17 protein-coding genes are annotated in these 18,807 nt (G+C 38.1%); 9 read left to right on the forward strand and 8 right to left on the reverse strand.

The window, feature by feature from the left end:
* Together EHQ70_RS04295 and EHQ70_RS04300 are read right to left on the reverse strand one after the other, a co-directional pair.
* Entirely contained in the window at window positions 1–633 is a 633-nt protein-coding gene (locus EHQ70_RS04295; RefSeq protein ID WP_135583811.1) for a hypothetical protein, read from the reverse strand.
* On the reverse strand, window positions 633–2,177 hold the full coding sequence (locus EHQ70_RS04300) for a tetratricopeptide repeat protein (RefSeq protein WP_135583813.1): 1,545 nt from the start codon (window positions 2,175–2,177) through the stop codon (window positions 633–635). Before EHQ70_RS04300 ends, EHQ70_RS04295 begins: the two co-directional genes overlap by 1 nt.
* Here EHQ70_RS04300 and EHQ70_RS04305 point away from each other — a divergent pair.
* Genes EHQ70_RS04305 through EHQ70_RS04325 form a run of 5 tightly spaced genes read left to right on the forward strand, consistent with a single transcriptional unit; the run spans window position 2,171 to window position 5,656 of the window.
* Window positions 2,171–2,779, forward strand: a complete 609-nt coding sequence (locus EHQ70_RS04305) for an ABC transporter permease (RefSeq protein ID WP_135583815.1) — start codon at window positions 2,171–2,173, stop codon at window positions 2,777–2,779. The two genes, EHQ70_RS04300 and EHQ70_RS04305, sit on opposite strands and share 7 nt — an antisense overlap.
* Window positions 2,779–3,450 carry an ABC transporter ATP-binding protein gene (locus tag EHQ70_RS04310; RefSeq protein ID WP_135583816.1) on the forward strand — a complete coding sequence of 224 codons (672 nt, stop codon included), beginning with the start codon at window positions 2,779–2,781 and terminating at the stop codon, window positions 3,448–3,450. Before EHQ70_RS04305 ends, EHQ70_RS04310 begins: the two co-directional genes overlap by 1 nt.
* A complete protein-coding gene (locus EHQ70_RS04315) occupies window positions 3,447–4,349 on the forward strand; it encodes an ROK family protein (protein ID WP_425270010.1) in 903 nt (300 codons plus the stop codon). Before EHQ70_RS04310 ends, EHQ70_RS04315 begins: the two co-directional genes overlap by 4 nt.
* A 1-nt stretch (window position 4,350) precedes the next feature.
* Entirely contained in the window at window positions 4,351–4,695 is a 345-nt protein-coding gene (locus EHQ70_RS04320) for a histidine triad nucleotide-binding protein (RefSeq protein ID WP_135583818.1), read from the forward strand.
* A gap of 10 nt (window positions 4,696–4,705) precedes the next feature.
* Window positions 4,706–5,656 (forward strand): lysylphosphatidylglycerol synthase transmembrane domain-containing protein, encoded by a 951-nt coding sequence (locus EHQ70_RS04325; RefSeq protein ID WP_135583820.1) that lies wholly within the window; start codon window positions 4,706–4,708, stop codon window positions 5,654–5,656.
* A 153-nt stretch (window positions 5,657–5,809) separates the two neighbouring features.
* On the opposite strand, the gene EHQ70_RS04330 is transcribed toward EHQ70_RS04325, so the two are convergent.
* Entirely contained in the window at window positions 5,810–6,271 is a 462-nt protein-coding gene (locus tag EHQ70_RS04330; RefSeq protein ID WP_135583822.1) for a VOC family protein, read from the reverse strand.
* 361 nt (window positions 6,272–6,632) lie between these two features.
* Between EHQ70_RS04330 and EHQ70_RS04335 the strand changes: the two genes are divergently transcribed.
* Window positions 6,633–7,211 (forward strand): hypothetical protein, encoded by a 579-nt coding sequence (locus EHQ70_RS04335; protein WP_135583824.1) that lies wholly within the window; start codon window positions 6,633–6,635, stop codon window positions 7,209–7,211.
* Between the two features lie 94 nt (window positions 7,212–7,305).
* Window positions 7,306–7,626, forward strand: a complete 321-nt coding sequence (locus tag EHQ70_RS04340) for a YkvA family protein (protein ID WP_135583826.1) — start codon at window positions 7,306–7,308, stop codon at window positions 7,624–7,626.
* A gap of 27 nt (window positions 7,627–7,653) precedes the next feature.
* Here the strand turns inward: EHQ70_RS04340 and EHQ70_RS04345 are convergent, their stop codons facing one another.
* The 5 genes from EHQ70_RS04345 to EHQ70_RS04365 form a co-directional block, all read right to left on the reverse strand.
* On the reverse strand, window positions 7,654–8,256 hold the full coding sequence (locus EHQ70_RS04345) for a hypothetical protein (RefSeq protein WP_167481686.1): 603 nt from the start codon (window positions 8,254–8,256) through the stop codon (window positions 7,654–7,656).
* 103 nt (window positions 8,257–8,359) lie between these two features.
* The gene (locus EHQ70_RS04350) at window positions 8,360–11,725 is read right to left on the reverse strand and encodes a chitobiase/beta-hexosaminidase C-terminal domain-containing protein (RefSeq protein ID WP_244288221.1); all 3,366 of its coding nucleotides are present in this window, start codon (window positions 11,723–11,725) and stop codon (window positions 8,360–8,362) included.
* Window positions 11,726–12,145: 420 nt separating this feature from the next.
* Window positions 12,146–14,857 carry a PAS domain S-box protein gene (locus EHQ70_RS04355; RefSeq protein WP_135583833.1) on the reverse strand — a complete coding sequence of 904 codons (2,712 nt, stop codon included), beginning with the start codon at window positions 14,855–14,857 and terminating at the stop codon, window positions 12,146–12,148.
* Window positions 14,858–14,877: 20 nt separating this feature from the next.
* A complete protein-coding gene (locus tag EHQ70_RS04360; protein ID WP_135583836.1) occupies window positions 14,878–15,444 on the reverse strand; it encodes a Tll0287-like domain-containing protein in 567 nt (188 codons plus the stop codon).
* 27 nt (window positions 15,445–15,471) lie between these two features.
* Window positions 15,472–17,061: a sensor histidine kinase gene (locus EHQ70_RS04365; RefSeq protein WP_135583837.1), complete on the reverse strand. Its 1,590-nt coding sequence runs from the start codon at window positions 17,059–17,061 to the stop codon at window positions 15,472–15,474.
* A 111-nt stretch (window positions 17,062–17,172) separates the two neighbouring features.
* Between EHQ70_RS04365 and argC the strand changes: the two genes are divergently transcribed.
* Window positions 17,173–18,195, forward strand: coding sequence for an N-acetyl-gamma-glutamyl-phosphate reductase (gene argC / locus EHQ70_RS04370; RefSeq protein ID WP_135583839.1), 1,023 nt, complete (start codon window positions 17,173–17,175; stop codon window positions 18,193–18,195).
* Window positions 18,182–18,790 (forward strand): phosphorylase, encoded by a 609-nt coding sequence (locus EHQ70_RS04375; RefSeq protein WP_135583841.1) that lies wholly within the window; start codon window positions 18,182–18,184, stop codon window positions 18,788–18,790. The genes argC and EHQ70_RS04375 overlap by 14 nt, the downstream gene beginning before the upstream one ends.
* Window positions 18,791–18,807 lie beyond the last annotated feature (17 nt).

Genomic DNA, 18,807 nt, shown 5'->3' on the forward strand with positions numbered 1-18,807 from the left:
TTAAAACATACGGAGGAGATACCATTTCCCCTCCGCTTTGACAAAACTAGGATTGATCAAATACCTTTCTAGTTTTGGGTTTTCTAAAAATCGAAACTTCACTTCCACTTCTTCACTGGAACCTACATAAAAATCAACTGACACTTGTTTTGCTGCTAAAAACACATCGCGGACAGTTAAATTTCCAGAACTTCCTTTTTTGATATCCAATTTCTCTAAATCAAAATAATAAACCTGGAAATAACCATTGGGATCTTTCAAATCCGCTTTTACTTCCTCCACCGTCCAGTAACCTTTGGCATCCACATACAAACCTTTCACGGGATGGACAAGGGTCAGGAGATGGACAAACTCACCCAAACAAAGATCCGCTAGTAAAATTTTAAGTTCCGATAGAATGACAGTTTGGTCAAATTTAGAAATGGAGGTTCCATAAACCTTTCCTAAGGTCAAGGGGATGGGGCAATGAAATTCTTTGGAATCTCGGGCCTTCGAGAGAGTTCCTTCCTTAGTTTCCAATTGTGTTGTTACTTTAGAATCCCTCGATCCGGAACCAGGTGTTTGGATTTGGCAATGATACGAAAAGCTAAAAACCAGGAGAAAAAAACAAATTTGTTTTAAGTATGATTTCATTACATTGTTTTGTTGAGAAGGTCTTCAAACAAATCCCCACTATACATCTCAAGAGCGCCGTTACTAGCTGCGATGATTTTTTTACCTGCTTCGGTGACATCAAAGTTTCCAATCACATAACCTTTGGAGGCACCTAACTCTTCCATTTGGTTTGTCATTTCGCGTAAGAATACATCAGATACTTTTGCATCCTTCCATTTACGAACTCGGAAGAGTGCTCTTTTATTTACATCTTCCTTGGAAGAAGCAAGTAAATTCACCCCGTCGGCTTCTGGATTAGACATTTCTTTTGTAACACGATAACCCATACTCATCACCATACGAGTGGCTTGGTTTTTGAAATTAGTTCCAGGAAGGCTAATAAACTTTTCAAATTTATCAAGACCCAACATATCCAATTTGGATGTTAGTTTTTTTCCCGCATCATCCACCATTCCTTTGATATTAAATGGTTTGGAAGAACGCATCCCACTCAGTTCAAAGTATCTTGAGTTAGGAAATAAGTTCACTGAAAGTAAATTGAGTTCCCGTGATAGATCATACTCATGTGTGAGTGACTCGACAGTCCCTGTCCCTCGTTCCAATCTATATTTTAAATTTGCAAGAGCCACCACATCAGGATCATCCAATCTTTCCGCTTCCGCTTCGATCAAATATTCAGAAGCATCATCAAGCCTACCCATATACACAGTAATCATTGCAAAGTGGATGCTTGTTTCAATGATTTCACTCGGCCAGGCATTGAGCCTTGCCATTTCCATACACAACCTTCCATACTTCAAGGCTTCTGGAAAATTTTGCATAAGGATGGCTTCTGTCATTAAAAACTGAAACAAAGTAAAACGAACAAACTCGTCTTCTATCTGTTCGCTGATGGCCACCGCGGTTTTCACAGCATCCTTGTGTTTGTTTTCACGGGAAAGAGAAAGCGCATATAAAAATCCAGAGACGGGAGACTTTTCTAGTTTGTATGCCTTTTCAAAATATTCTCTTTCCTTTCCCCCACCGGTCACTCCAGAGATCACACCGCGAGCAATGAAGTAAGAAGAAAGGTTGATTTTTTCTTCTGGAACACGTGAGAAAAAATGTTCCGCTATTTTAAATTCTTTTTGGCCAAGGGCCATAAATCCCAGACGAAGGCAAGCAATGGGATTGGAACGATCGGCTTGGAGGGTGTCCAAATAATGAAAGAAGGCTTCCTCAAAAAAATCTTTGTTATAATAGATATCAGCAATGCGGTTGGAAACCGTTACAGAATCGATTTCTTTCGTATACCGGTTGTTCTTTTTAATGATTTCGAGGTGTTTGGCTTCGTTTAAGGGGTCATTCTCCATGGCATAAATCTTTGCCATCACATAGTGACCATAGGGGTTTTGGTGGTCTTCTTCGAGTTTTTCCCGAACAAGGGCCCTTGCATCCAGAAAATTCCCGAGAGTGGCGAGACTCAAAGCCTTGGCATAACTATCCCTTCTTTGCCCCACGATGAAGGTCAAAAGAAACCCGAGCATAATCACTGCTGCTCCCACAAAGATAAAAAATGCCAAATTCGATTACTTCCTATTTTCCTATTTTAGTTGGTAAAAAAGAGTCTTACGTCAATTCTGTCCTGGAAGTGATACAACTCACCTACATTTCGTTTGCTCTTCGCCTTCTCTTCCGAGATCGACTCTATTCGATGGCCTATGGCCTCGCCGGAGCCCTGGTTTTTACATTCTTTTTACTCGCTATCAGGATTCACTTCCATTTGTACGGAGGTGTGTCCCTTACTAGTATCGTTTCCTTTGACCAATCTCCGCAGATTCTTTTTTATTCTACAAGTTTTGCTCTGATGACTTTATTTTTCTTCCATTGCCTTCATGGTCTGGGTGACATTGGAGTGATGATGGCCATTGGTGGGAACCGACTCGGTTGTATTTGGCTACACTCCTTGTCCTTATTTTTCCTATTTCTTCCCAGTTTCCTACTGGCAATCATCATCAATCTAGGGGTTTTGAATCCACCACCCGACTTCGGAATCTTTAGTGAACTCAAATCCGTTTTTTCTTGTTTGGTTCTCTTTATCGCACTTGGTTTTTTAGTTTCTGTTCCCACAATTGGAATCAGTTCTTATATTGATCCTTATAAATCCATTCGGAGACAAAAATAATGTTACTCCGTGTCCACAGCCTAACCAAACGATTTGGCAAAGACGAAGCAGTCAGTTCCGTAAGTTTCGATGTGAACCAAGGTGACTATGTTGCCATCATTGGGCCATCTGGATCTGGCAAAACCACTTTACTTTCTATGCTGACAGGAATGCTCTCACCCTCTGAAGGAGACATTCTTTATGACCAAATCAAACTTTCCCAAATTTCCAAACAAGAACTAGCAGAAATTCGAGCCCGCGACCTAGGACTCGTTTTCCAATTTTCAGAACTTGTGGGAAATCTAACCATCAAAGAAAACATTCTCTTACCTGCTCTTTTTACCCGTAAGTTCTCAAATGATGACTACATTCGTAAATGCGATTATTTGATCGAACATTTAAAGTTAGGTGATATACAAAATTCCCTTCCTCGCACATTATCCGGTGGGCAAATTCAAAAAGCTGCCATTGCACGTTCCCTTATCAATGATCCAGCCATTTTATTTGCAGATGAACCATCTGGAGACTTAGATCCGGAAAATAGTTATTTAGTCCAACTCCTCCTAAATGAATACAACAAACGAAACCATTCCATCATTCTTGTAACTCATGATATGAAACTTGCCTTCGATGCCCAAACCGTTTATGAAATGAAAAACGGGAAATTCGACCAGGTCATTAAGGGAGAATGAGTTTGGGTTTGGCCATCGGAGTGGATATCGGCGGAGGAAGCATTCGAGCTAACCTTTTCGATGAATCGGGAAAGGAATTAAAATCCATAGTTTCCCCCACTCCTGAAAATCTAAACAATGAAAGTTTTTTAAAAATCTTAAAAGATACCATCCGTCCATTGGTTCCAAACGCAAATGGGATTGGGGTTGGATCTCCAGGTCCCTTGGACAATGAAAAAGGAATTCTGATTTCTAGTGCCAATATGAAAGGCCTAAAAAACCTCTCACTCAAAGAAGAATTAAAAACTGAATTTTCCCTTCCCGTTTGGTATGAAAATGATGCCAACTGTGCTGCGCTTGGTGAAGCCTACTTCGGATCTTATAAAAATACAGAATCGCAACTCATCATTACCTTAGGAACCGGAGTTGGTGGTGGATTTGTCGACAAAGGAATTCTATATTCCGGTTATCTTGGCAATGGAATCGAAATTGGCCATACCACTGCGGTCATTGGTGGAGCGCTTTGTGGTTGTGGAGTCCGTGGTTGTGTAGAAAGTTATTTTTCGACAAAAGGATTTATCAATCGTTATGCGGAAAAAACAAAAATCAAATTGAATAGTGGTAAAGATTTTTTCCAATTGATCCAAAACAAAGATCCAATTGCCGAAGAAGTTTTACATTTTGGAACCTTGGCCTTAGCGCATTCAGTTAGGAATGCAATCCAATTACTAAATCCGGAAGCCGTTGTATTCGTAGGTGGAATCACAAAATCCTATGGTTTATTTGGAAAAACCTTAGAGGCGGAAATTCGATCTACAATCTTTCCCGTGTTAAATGAGAGATTAAAAATCGGACCGGGCGGAAGTTTATCCGGAGCCTTAGGTGCTGCATCACTTGTATTTTCTAAGGAGAAAGTTTAATATGGAAAATTGTCTTTTCTGTAAAATTGTCAGCGGAGAAATTCCAAGTAAAAAGGAATATGAATCAGAAAACATTTTAGTGTTTCATGATATTACTCCTCAAGCCCCTTTTCACGTCCTCGTCATTCCCAAAGTCCATATTTCGAATATGAACGAAATTGGAGATTTGGATCCAGAAATCTTAAAAGAAATCTTTCATATCATTCCTAAAGTGGCGAAACAAAATGGAATCGCTGAAAAGGGATATCGACTGGTCAATAACTGTGGAAATTTTGGCGGACAAACCGTACACCACATCCACTTTCATCTGCTAGGTGGTCGCCATATGAACTGGCCACCAGGTTAAAAAGGAAAACATGAGAAAATTGATATTTGGAATTTTAGTTTCAGGGATTGCTGTTTATTTTCTTTCGAAAAACTTTGATCTTGCTGAATTTGAACGTTTAGAAGGAAAAATCAATTGGTGGATTTTCCCATTACTTTTTCTTTCCAACTTATGGGCTTTTATTCCTTTTTCAATTCGATGGTATCATCTTTTAGAAAAGAAAATTAGTTTTTCGGGGAGTTTCACAACTTCTATCATTGGAGTTGGTCTCAATATGGTTCTTCCTGCCAGAGGTGGGGACCTTGTTCGCCTCATTATGAACAAACGAGACACAGAGCTCCCACTCACCCATCTCTTCAGTCGTATTTTTTTAGAAAAGGTGATGGATCTTGGTTCCGTTGTAATCATTGGTGCTGCTGCCCTATTTTATATGGGACTAGGACAATCCAAAAACTTAAATCTACTTCTCCTCTCAACCCTTGTCATTTTTGGAATGATTGTAGGTTTGATTCTAGTTCGTTATTATTTAGATCCCTTACGTGGGCTTGCAAAAAAGTTATTTGGATTTATCGGCAAACTTGGGTTATATGAAGATAAATTAGACCACCATCTGGTAGAATTTTCTTCCTTTCTCAAAGGTGACAAACTAGCTAAACCAGTCCTCTATTCCATACCCACCTGGGTTTTCGGATATGCGATTTCTTATTATCTTGCAGGTTTACTGATTGGAATGCCTATTCAGTTTCCGGAAGCTTTACTCTTTATGTTTCTTGGTGGGATGGGAGTGGCCATTCCTTCAGCGCCGTCCGGAATTGGTGTGTTTCATGCAGCAATCATTTCTGGATTTATCATTGTAGGACGTGATCCTGGCGAAGGACTTGTGTATGCCACGGTTGTCCACCTAACACAATTCATCATCACTACCAGTTTGGCTTTAGTCGCTTATTTATACTGGCGATGGACTCACGGGAATAAAAACTAACAAAATGATTAAGACAGAAGGTTAAAAGAGATAAAAATCTAAGGTAACTAGCTGTTTGTTTGGAAAGCCCGAGTTTGCCTCGAAAAAGTTTTACTTTGTTTGGCGAAGGCAACCTACGGCAATCAACCGACCAGTTGCCTTTCTTTATGTTACTTAACCTAAAGCTTTAATTACATCTTCTGGTGCTTGGACTAACTCCACTAGCACTCCTTCACTACAAAGAGGAAATTCCTCATTTCCTTTTGGATGAATGAAACAAACGTTATATCCGGCTGCTCCTTTTCTGATCCCACCAGGAGTGAATCTGACTCCTTGCTTTGTCAAATACTCCACGCACTCTTCCAATTTATCAATCCAAAGACCAATATGGTTTAATTTTGGGTCGTGAACTTTTGGGCTTTTGTTTGGATCAATAGGTTGCATTAGATCGATCTCAACCTTAAAAGGTCCATTCCCCATGGACAAAATGTCCTCATCCACGTTTTCTTTTTCACTTTTATAATCAGAAACTTTAGTAAGCCCCATAACATCTACCCAAAACTTGGATAATTTTTCTTTCGACTCACCACCAATTGCAACTTGTTGGATTCCTAATACTTTGAAGGGACGGGACATGATCTACCTCGTTTGCTGTAATTTGCAAAAATAATTTCTACCTCACCACATTCTTTGAATGACCTTCTCGCGAAAATTATTTTTCTCATTCGTTTTTCTGATTTCTTCACAAGTTCCCAAAATTCCGTTCCGAACCAAATTAAATTTTTTCGTTGATCTTTAGATTTCGCCATCAGAGGAAAACTTATGCAGGGGTACAAATATACACCCATCTGCTCAAGAAAAATTAACCAGAGAGTATACCTTCGAAAAATAATTTCATTTTAATCCTTTCCATAAATCGATTATCAATATTAAGATTCGAATTTGATTTGACGACCACCTACTATAGTGTTACATAAAAGAAAAAAGAAGGTATTCAATGAAAAAAATCCTAATATTAGTTATCTTAAGCGTTGTTGGTCTAGGCCTAACCAATTGTACCAGTTTAAACATTGTTGATCCAAAAAAAGAAATTGCCCCACAAATTCCAAATGAAAAACCAATTTACTTTATCAAAGCAAACTTTAATGCGGGAACCGAAACCATCTATAATGTAACTTTAGAGAATTTTGATTTAATCAATAGTGAAATCTCTGGCCACTCCCTTGATTTAGGTGCAGGAAACAAAGACAACCCGAACATTCTTACCGGATGTTTTTTATTTACCGGCATTAACACAGTTTATGCTCTCTATGAAGCACAAATTCGGACAACTGGAGGAAAAACTAGAAGTGTTAAGTTAGCCGATAAAAAAAGTTGGAACCTATCCACTGAAGGTTCGAAGGTTCCTATTTTTGCAGGAACACTCAGTTATCTGGATGGGAGATTGGATGTTTCTGATCTTGGATTCAAAGAATGTACGACAGAACTCTCAGCAAAATATCCAACAATAGATTTTTCAAAGGCTGAGGAAATGCTAAAAAGAAAACCAAAACAAGAATTTAAAAATAAGAAATAAGAAACACTAAAAAAATCAAGGTTTTGAAATTTACAATGTTTTTCCAAGACCTTGATTCCGTCTAATACCGTAAGTACTAGAAAATAAAGAACTTATGGATGAAAAAGAAAAACTCCAATTTATCAAAACGAATTTTTGGAAAAAAATCAAAGAAACAGGAAAGAAAATTCCTTTTTTAAAAGATGTCATTGCGATGTATTATTGTTTGTTAGATGAAAACACTTCTCTCACAGCCAAAACATCCATTGCTTTGGCACTTCTGTATTTTATCTCACCAGTGGATGCAATCCCAGATATCATTTTGGGATTGGGATTTACCGATGATGCGGGAGTGATTGCTACCACCCTACTCATCATCAAATCTCAATTGAAACCAGAACATTATACTAAGGCGAACGAGTCATTATCGAACTAACCTATAGGTAAGTTTCTGGCTATTATTTTAATCGGTATCAGTTTTCTTTTTCCAAAACAACCTGATTACAAACAAAACCAAGAATAAAATTACGATCCAATATATCAATTTAACGAGAAATTGCCCCAACTCAAAAGGTGGTGGTGCCCAGGCTGGCCAATGCCCAATTGCAAAATGTGCAGACCTTATCATTGATTGAACTTCAGCACTAAGAAGTGGATCTTTCAGAGAGATGAAATAAATTGAATGATATTTCCATTGATCCACAAATATATAGGAAACTACCTGTTGCCCAGAAGGTGCATTGTATCTTACAATTACAGCTTCTCTTTCCATAAAAATAGCTGAGTTGTCGAAAAATATATCAGATGCGTTTTCTTTTATAAGAGTTTTACGAATCCCATTTTGAAATTCCTGTGAACGTGCACTGATAAAAGGTCCGCCGTACAACGAATTCACGAAAAATATAATTTCACCATCTGGAGATTTATAAACGTCCGGACCTTTTTCATTTTGGTCTTTTTGCCATCCGTCTGGTAATTCAATTACAAAACCTAAATCCAAAGGAGTCGCGATCAAACTGTTTTGGAAAAGAGCTAGAAATAAAAGTATTACAAGTTTTTTAGTCAAAATTCATTTCCTAGCTCATAACAGTAGCATTTATGTAATGTTCTCTCTTTCCAATTTAGATTTATCATTGTTTGCATCAGAAACATAACAACCGTCCAAACCTTTACCAGATAAAAAGACTCGGTTTGTTATTATTGGCAGCATTTTGTGTCACAACCAATATTTTCCCGTTAAATGGATTCAGAAGTGTCGCAGGCATATTTCCCGAATTGGTTCCTTGTCCAGAAGAAATATCCGTATGAGTGCAACTACTCCCATCCAAGTTACATCGGAAGAGACCGAGTTTCCCGTTATTGGCGCCATTGGCAGTGACCGTTATCAATTTAGCATTCACGGTATCAATGATCGCACTAGAAGCATTCCCCGAGTTAAGTCCTTGCCCTGCGGAAATATCAGTATGGCTACAGTTAGTTCCATCTAAATCACAACGGAACATTCCAAGTTTCGAATTGTTGGAACCATTACAGGTCGTTACAACAAACTTCCTATTTATCGAATCAACAACTATAGATGGATAGGTTCCAGAACTTGCACCTTGGCCTGCAGTGATATCAATAAAAACACAGCTACTCCCATCCAAATTACAGCGAAAGAAACCTGGCCTGCCACTACCACCCGCACCACCAACACTCCAATTGTTTGTTACAAACAAAAGTTTAGAATGAATCGGATCAATGACAACACTTGGTGATTGGCCAGAATTTGTTGGCTGTCCTGCGGAGATATTTGTATACGTACAATTTGTTCCATCTAAATCACAACGAAAGAGTGCGGATTTTCCTACATAATTTGTTACTACCAAGAGCTTTTTATTTGTATAGTCTAACACAGGAAAGGGAGAACTTTGAACTCCCGTTTGTCCTGCCGATATATCGCTATGGGTACAACTTGTTCCATCCAGATTACAACGAAATAAACTCAAACGACCATTATTTAATGCAGCAACCAATAGTTTTGAATGAATTCGATCTATAACGATTCTGGCGGAAGTTCCAGAACTGGATCCTTGCCCTGCTGAAATGTCAATATGATTACAATTAGAACCATCCAAATCACAACGATACAAACTAGGTTTGTTACTGTTGGTTCCATTTTGACTAACAGCTAACAGTTTCTGATTCACTGGATCAATCACTGCTGAGGCTTGGTATGGGACGGCATTTGTGCCTTGGCCTGCAGAAATATCAAAATGAGATCCAAGTGTACTTGTTCCTGGAGCAGCATTCAAGACCATCGTCCCGGCTTCCATTAACGAAACGGCACTGGACCCTGCTGAACTACTAGCCACCACTCTAAAATAATAAAAGGAGCCGTTACTCAAACCAGTAACAGTAGCATTGGGATTTGTCACTGGCCCAAAACTACTGGAAGATGTAGTCACTCCAGGACTTGTTCCATAGTACACTGTGTACGAAGTGGCTCCAGAAACAGGCCACCACTGGACAACGGCGGAACTTCCTCCAGCTTGGGCTTCCACAAAATTGGGAGCATCAGGTGGACCAATATAAAAACTTTGGCTAGCTGCTGTGCTTAGATTTCCAGCCAAATCGCGACCGAGGTATTTTACTTCTTGGTTTCCATTGGAAAGTGCAACTGCGGAAGAATAAACGGTTCCATTGGTAACAGCACCACTTCCATCAAATGTAGGTTCAGTCCCATTCAATGTATAAATGATTTTATCACAACCAAGGCCACCCGTATCAGCACAACTGAGTTGGAGTTGTGTTCCTGAGGGAAAAGGGCCAACCCCAGAAGGGGAAGCCATTGATACAACAGGAGCTACAGTATCTTTCTCTGTAGAACGAGTTGTAGATCCAAAACTTCCCACCATGTTCGCAACACAGATACGAATCGTATTGTTTCCTTCCACAAATTGTGAGTTTGCAATCGTCGTTGTGATGTTGGTTGCAAGAGCAGCATTTCCAGTGACATTGGCATTACTTCCTGTATTGGTAAGAGCGGTTCCATTCGAACAACTGGAACCACCCATACGAAATTGGTAAGATCCAACCTTGGAACTTTGCCAACTGATTGTTACATTAGATGTTCCATTAATTGCAGCCGTATGTGAATTGATGGTAATCGTAGCCACTTGTGTATCCACTGTATAATTTTGAGAATTGACATTCGAAACATTTCCGGCTTTGTCTCTAGCAATAAACTTTGTATAGGTGACTGCTGCATCGCTCATTGCGATAGCAGAAGTATATAAACTTCCACTGATTACATTTCCAGTATTTCCTTGGATATCTGGATTTGAGGGACTTGAACCAACCTGTACCGCATAAACAATTTGTTCACAGCCAGTACCACCTGTATCCGAACAAGAAAGAGAAACGGAAGTAGCATCTCCATAACTTCCGGCACCGGGAAGTGCAGTCACCACTGGTGCTGTATCATCTCTTGTGAGAGTGAGAGAAACAAATCCTGTCAGTCCATTAGAACCAGTGACACAAATACGATAGGTTTTAGTTCCTTCCCCTGTGAAGTGAGTATGAGAACGAACAAATCCTTGGTCTACGTTTGCAGTGGCCGATCCTGTAGTAGCGATGGTACCTGATTCGCAAGAGCTCCCTTCTCTAACGGTAAAAGATCCTGATCGATCAGACCTCCAAGTAGCAGTAGAACTTCCAATGGCACCGGAAGAAGAACTAATTGCTTGTGAAGATTGACTTACAATCGAAAGTGCTGGGATTTTTGTATCAATCGTATAAACAATGTTTAATGTTGAGGATATATTTCCCGCCAGGTCACGACAAAAAGCTTGGAGGGTATGAGTTCCTTCTGTCGAAAGAGAAATAGATTTAGAGGATGTCGTAAGAACAATTCCGGTTTTTGGGAAAAAAGCAGGAGTGGATCCATCCAAAGTATAAACAATAGAACCAGGTGCTTTGTTGTCAGTACAAGTAAGTGTTGTAGTTTGACTTGTAGAATAATTTCCAGCTAACAAAGAACTTGTGATTGTGGGTGGAGTTGTATCACTCAAGATAGCAACGATGGTTGTATCGTTCGGAGTTCCATCTCCATCGGTATCAAAACCTAATGGATTGCCGTTTGCATCCAAAATGATTACAACCGGATTTCCTGATCCACCAGGTGCTGTGGTTAAAAAACCAGGAGGATTTGGACTAATATAATAATCAGGAATTCCATCTCCATTGGTATCGACTGCATCGGGAATCCCATCTCCGTTTGTATCAATCAAAACTAAATTAGGAATGGTTCCTCCCGTAAGATTGATTGAATCAGAAATACCATCTCCATCAGTATCAATAAGTGTTCCATCGGGGATCCCATCACCTGACAGGTCAATGGTGGTTCCTGGACTTAGGTTTTGTGAAGAAGGAGGAGAACCACCAACAAGGCCTAATAAAAAGGCAAAAATGCCAGGTTCTGTTTGTGATTGGTTGTTTGTAGGAATTAATACACAGTTTGTTATGAAGAATATTAATACTAATAGTTGTTTCATTCGATTTCGCATAGATATAGAAGATTTTCCAAATCAATTTATTTTATATTTAAGGAATCTAATAAAAAAGATATCTCGTCTGCATAACGAATAATCAAGGGCTGATAGAAAAAATAAAAATTTACCGTTAAAAACGTTCTAAAAATGCGTTTGCACCGTTTTTAACGTTTTGGGTGATAAAAGCCTTTGAAGGGAGATACGTTAGAAAGGAAATTTTTTGTTAGTAGCGGTTCCATTCTAAAGATTCACCACCATTTGATCCATTGGAAACGGGTAGGCAATTTGCTTTCGATCAGCAGCAACCTCCGCTAACCCCAGGAACCTAAACTCCGGAATCCTAAGGAGAAGTTCCCTGACTGAATCCAAGATTTACAATCGTATGAGTAGGTTTTTCCAGTTTGTTTTTTTAAGTTTTAAAACTTATAACCATTTCAAAAGAATCTGTTTTAAATTTTCTTTTTGGACAGGTTTACTGATATAATCATTCATTCCAATACTCAAACATTTCTCTTTTTCACCAGCAATGATCCCCGCAGTCACTGCAATGATGGGTAGTTCTTTCCCAATCTTTAGTTTTCTAATTTCTTTAGTGGCATCATATCCGTTCATAATAGGCATTTGAATGTCCATCAAAATCAAAGAAGGTGGATCTGCTTGGAATACCTGGATTGCTTCTTCTCCATTTTGAGCTTCTAGGATTTTCGCTTCTGGTAAGATCCGTTTGATAAAATTTTTCATAAGCCCAAGATTGACTGCATTGTCTTCTACAACCAAAATTTTAAAAGATTCGCTAACCTTGGAACGATGGAGATGACCTTCTTCTTGTGATTTTGTTTCTGATTCAGAAGGATTCAATTCAGGATCAAATTCAGGAATTCTTAATTGGATATCAAAATAAAACTCACTTCCTTGATTCAATTCACTTTTTAACTGTAAATTTGACTTCATAAGAGTAAGAAGTTGTTTACAAATAGCAAGACCAAGCCCCGTACCACCAAACTTTCGTGTGGTGGAAAAATCTTCCTGAGTAAAGGAATCAAAAATCTTTTCTTGGCTAACTTTTGCAATGCCAATCCCAGTATCTTTGATTGTGATTCGTAAGTTTACTTTATGAGGATCCTGTAAATCCAATCGTTTCACATTACACTCAACAAATCCTGATTCCGTAAATTTGATTGCATTCCCAATTAAATTTAAAATCACCTGTCTTAAACGATTGGAATCAAACATCAGTAGCGGAGGAATATTTTCTTCAACATGAAAATGAATGTCCAAACCCTTGATAATGGCTTGGATATTCATAATTTTGATTGCTTCCAAAACCAATTTTTTTAAGTCATTCGGTTCTTCAGCTAATTGTAATTTTCCAGCTTCAGCTTTGGAAAAATCCAAAATATCATTTACGATATTCAAAAGCGCATGGGCCGACTGTTTTACGATTTGTGCGTATTCATTATAAGAAGAATTTTCTAATGTCTCTGCAAGTAAGTCAGAGTAGCCAATGATTCCATTTAGTGGAGTCCGAATCTCATGGCTCATATTCGCTAAAAATTCTGACTTTGCACTGTATGCTTTTTCAGCAAATTCTTTGGCATATTTTAATTCTAATTTTGTTTCATAGGCTTCTGTAATATCCCGAGTAAACATTAAAATTCCGCCAATACCACCACCTAACTGTTTCCAAGGTCTAATTTCCCATTGTAACACTTGGTCTTTTTCCCAACCAGGTGGGCGCCAAACATCTTCGTCTTTTTTTAAAACTTCTCCACGTAATCCTCGTGAATGAATTTCTTTCCATACGGGACCAATATTGGGAAAAATATCATAATGACTTTTCCCAATGATTTCTTCTTTGGAAAGTGGAATTTTATAGTCTTCAATCCAACGTTGACTAAGAGCCACATACCTCATCTCTTGGTCTAACATGGCAACGGCGGCTGGGGCATGTTCCACAAAAGACCATAAAATGGCCGTTTGTGCAGCAAGTGCCATTTCCCATTTTTTCAGTTCATTGATATCTTGAATGGTTCCGTAAATCTTTACGATTTTTCCATTTTCATACTCGGCTCGCCCAATCGTTCTAACCCAAGTTTGGTTTCCTTTGGCAGTCACCATCTCCAATTCTAAATTGTATTCTTTACCTTCTTTTAATAATAAATCCACTGCATTGGAGATCCTCTTTTGACTCTCTTCCGAAGGATAAAAACTAATCCCAGCACTGACACTCGGGATATAATCATCTTCTACTTCATGAATTCTTTTTGTTACATTGGTCCAGTTTGCTTTATTGGTTTTTAAATCTAAGTCCCAACCACCAATTTTAGCAAGGCCAGCCACTTGGTCTAGAAGTCTGGATAAATTTTGTAGTTCAATCTCTGCTTGTAAGGATTCAGTAATATCTAAAATTTGAGAAAGATAATAAATTGGATTTCCCAAATGATCTCTGATGATGGACTTACTCAGAACTGCCCAAATCAAACTTCCATCTTTTGCGATATAACGTTTTTTAATTTGAAAACTTTGGATAGAACCCCGATTTAGTTTTTCCAAAAAAGAAAGTTCAATTTTCAAATCCTCTGGATGAGTGATGTCCGAGATCGATTTTGTTTTTAATTCCTCTGCCGAATATCCAAGCCACTGACAAAAGATGGGATTCACTTCGATCACTTCACCATGAGGATTTTCGATTTCCATTCCAATGCTTGAACTTCGAAATGAAGAGGAAAACAAATCTCTGGAGAGTTCAGTGGATTGTAAAATATGAGGATTTGTATTGTTTGGTAACTCCATACTGGAATCCAAAACAATGAGTACAAACTGTTTTCCAGAGTCTGTGAATTCCTTAAGATACATTCGAAATGGAAATCCAGCGCTATTACTTGGATCAAAACAAATTCGACCCAGGATGGAATCTTTGGAACCAAGGGTTGTTTCCAAACGAACCCCAGAACTCGTAAGAATACATTCTGCTGGAAAGGACTGTCCATTGGACATCCCCATGGACTTGGAAGCAACGGGACTTGGGTAAACAATCCCGATTGTTGTATCCCAAACCAAAAAGCCATGTAAACCGTATTCCAATACAATTTCAGATAACTCTTGTTTGCCTGCAATCAATGTAATCGGATTCATTTTTGTATTGGTTCGGAGATTTATTTAGTAAATTTCACCGAAAACAGTCCCCTGAGTTCCCCAACTTGGTAACCAATGGCTTTGTCATTTGGATATTCTCTATTGAGAATTTGTTTTGTCTCTTTTTGGATCTCATTCGAATTTCCATGACACTGCAGACAAAAACCCATTACGGGAATTGGGACGTATACAGTCACTGATTCATCCGACGTGACAGTTTTGTTGGGAAATACACCTTCACTCGTTTTTAATTTTTCTATTTCTAAAAAAATCTTTTCCTCTTCAACAGAAAGAAGATTCGAATGATTCCTGGGTTTGTTTGTAATTCGTCGTAGTGTGACTTCATGTTTTTGGCCCAACCGATTCGTAAAACCAATGGCATTCAGCTTACAAAATGGAATGGCTTGTTTGGTTCCGCCTTCACGCAGTGCCAAATTCAATTTTTGTACCAAATTTGTTTTAGCTTCATTCGTAATAGCGATTGCCGCCGCTTCATGATCCAGTTTTTTCGTTTGGCAATTGTAACCGAAAACTAAAATGACAATCCATAAGATGTATTTTTGAAAAAAAGATTTTATCGTTACCATATCGAATAGAATTTTAATCGATGTTTTTCATTCTGCAACTGGTAAAATCACGGAGAAAATTGTTTTTCCGGGATGAGATTCGAAATGCATCTTTCCATTTTGATTTTTGATGATTTCATTTGAAATATAAAGTCCAAGCCCAATCCCCTCTCCTTTTTCCTTTGTTGTAAAAAATGGCTGGAAAATTTGGTTTTGTAATGCATCAGGAATTCCCGAACCATTATCAGCAATGGACACTTCCACTTCTCTTTCATTTAGCAAATGTATCTTAATTTTGATTTCCCCTGAATTGGCAGTAGTGGATTGGATGGCATTAAAAAGTAAATGCGACCATACAAGTTTGATCGCTGGTTCACAAACAAAAACCTCTAATTGCTCATCAATTTCTGTAATCAAACTGCGACTCATCTCCCAGTATTGGTTATAAAGAAATAATATATCACGAAGCCCATCGCCAACAAAAACCTTGGATTTATCTTGTTCAAAAAATGGTAACGAAAATTGACGAAAGGTAGAAATTACTTTTTCGGTTCTATTGATCGCATTAGAAACCAATAAATTTGCTTTTTCCATAGTTTTAAATTTGAGCCATAGATATACAAAGTCCCAATCTTTAACATTGTCTTTTGTGAATCCTTCAAAACTTTTATGATCCACTCCTATATCAATACATCTATCAGCTAAAAAATTAAGATCTCCTTTTGGCAAAAATGAAAAAAAATTCATAATCAAATCATAATCTTCTCGTTTTTCCTGTCTTGAGCGATGTTTCCAAAGAATCTGTTTTTCTTTTTCAATCCAAAGTGGTTCCTTTCTTTTTAAAAAAGACAATTCTTCTTCAAAAAGAAATTCATTCATAGATTTGATTCCGGCAAGTGGATTATTGATTTCATGTGCAACATTAGAAGCTAAAGTTCCAAGTGTCACCAATCGATCATTTTTTAATAATGTTGTTTCTATTTTATTTAACTCTTCCACCAGAGATTTATTATTATTTTCTAATATATCCAATAAAAAAGATACCAATCGAACAATACAAATAGTAATACCTAAAAGCAAAATGACTTTTAAAATTTCCAAAGGTAATACAATTCGATTCGGTGTTTGAGGAACCAGTCGATACCCCGCAAAAAATTCAGCACCATTAAGAGTTGCAACAACAAGTCCACCGATATAACCAACAACCACAACCATTCCCATGATAGCGGAAAATTTCCGATGCAGAAAAAAACCAATGTAAAGTTGGTATAAAAAGAAAATTGAGAAAAAAATAGCGTTTTGTATGGGTGTAGCAACTAACTCTTTTGGATGATTTAAAATAGATAAATAAAATCCAAAGAGAATGATTAAAAAATCCAAAACCAAAAAACCCATCACAGAAAGATTTCCTAAATCAGAAACCAGTTTGTTTTGGATTTTATATTTAGCAAAAAAGGAAGAACATAAAAAATAAAACCCAACAAAACAAGCGACCCAAAATGGCGGTTTTCCAAAATTCAAAAAGGAAGCAATCACCCCAATCCAACCAATCACCATCCGAATGGATACAAGAATCAAAAGTCCTTTGGACTTCATCTGATTCGAAAATTGTAAAAGGAGTGCGGCGGATGTAACCATAATAAAGGTCAAATCACTAGATAGGATGTTTTGATAAAATCAAGCCAATTCTAAAAAGAGCCGTTTGACAGCACGAACCAATCTCAAAATCTTGACCTTGGTTCCCTCAATATGAAACAAACAAAATTGGCAATCATTGGTGCTGGTGGTCTTACGGGAAAAGAACTGACAAAACTTCTTGCCCACCATCCAAATTTTGAACTCGTACATGTCACTTCCAACCAAGTGGACGGGAAACATATCCGCGAAGTATTCCCCGATCTCAGCCATTTGCCTGATTTAAAATTTCAAAAACATGATGCTCCTGTTCCCAAAGAGGCAGGGATTGTCCTTGCAACTCCCAATGAAGTTTCACTCGAAAAAGCTCCAATCTTTCTGAAAGAAGGAAGAAAAGTCATCGATCTATCAGGAACCTTTCGACTCCACAACAAGGCTAAATTCGAAACTGCTTACCAATTTTCCCATACAGAATTTGAAATGATGGACCAAGTTGTATTTGGACTGCCCGAACTTTTTAGAGAAAAATTAAAAAATACTAATTTTGTATCGAATCCAGGTTGTTATGCGACCTCTGCAATTTTACCAATTGCCCTTCTCGGAAATCTTAGAAAAGAAATCCAAGATCCGGTGATTGTCGATGCAAAATCTGGAGTCAGTGGCGCAGGTGGTAGAACCGAAGAAATCAAATTCGCTTATACCAATGTATATGAAAATTTCCGAGCTTATAAAATTCTTACTCACCAACACGAACCAGAAATGGAAGAGTATGGATTTGTAGGAACAGAAGAAAAAGAAATCCACTTCACTCCGCATTTACTTCCCATCTACCGAGGGATTCTAGCGACCATCTATGTTTCTTTCCCCAAAGGAATTAGTGCAGAACAGGTAAGAGAAAAATTCCAATCGGCCGCAGAGAAGGAACCTTTTGTTCGGTTGTATCAAACTCCGGAAGAAGTTGAAATCAGAAAGGTTCAAAACACAAACTATTTGGATCTTGGATTTCGAATCAAAGGAAATACTTTGGTGATTGTTTCAGCATTAGACAACCTCGTTAAAGGGGCCGCTGGGCAAGCCTTACAAAATTTGAATTTGATGTATGGGTATCCGGAAACAGAAGGTCTTGTTGCCCTTTAATCCTCACCAAACACTGATTACAGGAGCATTCGAAGGAGAAATCGGAATCCTTCGTACTTCCGGAAAATTCCCTCACTTAGATGTGATGGGAATTGGTAATTTAGAGGCAGGGATCAATTTATACAAATATCTCTCCCAAAACAAAGAAATCCAAAATATTATATTTTTTGGATCTTGTGGGGCCTACGAATGGAGAGAGATTTCTATTGGATCCATAGTTTCACCAAACTTTGTTTACACGAAAGAACTAAGCCACGCGCTAAAACTTTCCAAACAAATTCCTGAATCCCCAGAGTTTTATGAACTTTTTCCAGACAAATCAATCCCAATGGTTAAGTGTAATGCACCCACGACTATCAGTTTGACAGAATTCAAAAAACCGCCAGAATCCTCTTGGGAAAATTTAGAGGTGGAAAATTTGGAACTATTTGGAATCGCAAAAGTGGCAGCAAACTTTTCGGTAACGGTCACAGCTTATTTAGCCGTCACCAATCTTGTGGGCAAAGAAGGATCCGCAGACTGGGCCAAAAACTGGAAAGATCTCTCTCATTCCTTACAAAATAGATTTCTAAAGGAGTTAAATCCAAACTTCTAAAAAGAATCTGAACAAAA

It is taken from the genome of Leptospira congkakensis (genome assembly GCF_004770265.1).
GTDB classification, from domain to species: Bacteria; Spirochaetota; Leptospiria; order Leptospirales; family Leptospiraceae; genus Leptospira_A; species Leptospira_A congkakensis.

Bases quoted from the DNA above. Each gene is read 5' to 3' on its own strand.
- EHQ70_RS04335 (WP_135583824.1), top strand. From the start codon at position 6,633: ATGAAAAAAATCCTAATATTAGTTATCTTAAGCGTTGTTGGTCTAGGC.
- EHQ70_RS04355 (WP_135583833.1), bottom strand. From the start codon at position 14,857: ATGAATCCGATTACATTGATTGCAGGCAAACAAGAGTTATCTGAAATT.
- EHQ70_RS04295 (WP_135583811.1), bottom strand. From the start codon at position 633: ATGAAATCATACTTAAAACAAATTTGTTTTTTTCTCCTGGTTTTTAGC.
- EHQ70_RS04325 (WP_135583820.1), top strand. From the start codon at position 4,706: ATGAGAAAATTGATATTTGGAATTTTAGTTTCAGGGATTGCTGTTTAT.
- EHQ70_RS04320 (WP_135583818.1), top strand. From the start codon at position 4,351: ATGGAAAATTGTCTTTTCTGTAAAATTGTCAGCGGAGAAATTCCAAGT.
- EHQ70_RS04365 (WP_135583837.1), bottom strand. From the start codon at position 17,061: ATGGTTACATCCGCCGCACTCCTTTTACAATTTTCGAATCAGATGAAG.
- EHQ70_RS04305 (WP_135583815.1), top strand. From the start codon at position 2,171: ATGCCAAATTCGATTACTTCCTATTTTCCTATTTTAGTTGGTAAAAAA.
- EHQ70_RS04360 (WP_135583836.1), bottom strand. From the start codon at position 15,444: ATGGTAACGATAAAATCTTTTTTTCAAAAATACATCTTATGGATTGTC.
- EHQ70_RS04315 (WP_425270010.1), top strand. From the start codon at position 3,447: ATGAGTTTGGGTTTGGCCATCGGAGTGGATATCGGCGGAGGAAGCATT.
- EHQ70_RS04340 (WP_135583826.1), top strand. From the start codon at position 7,306: ATGGATGAAAAAGAAAAACTCCAATTTATCAAAACGAATTTTTGGAAA.
- EHQ70_RS04350 (WP_244288221.1), bottom strand. From the start codon at position 11,725: ATGAAACAACTATTAGTATTAATATTCTTCATAACAAACTGTGTATTA.
- argC (WP_135583839.1), top strand. From the start codon at position 17,173: ATGAAACAAACAAAATTGGCAATCATTGGTGCTGGTGGTCTTACGGGA.
- EHQ70_RS04310 (WP_135583816.1), top strand. From the start codon at position 2,779: ATGTTACTCCGTGTCCACAGCCTAACCAAACGATTTGGCAAAGACGAA.
- EHQ70_RS04330 (WP_135583822.1), bottom strand. From the start codon at position 6,271: ATGTCCCGTCCCTTCAAAGTATTAGGAATCCAACAAGTTGCAATTGGT.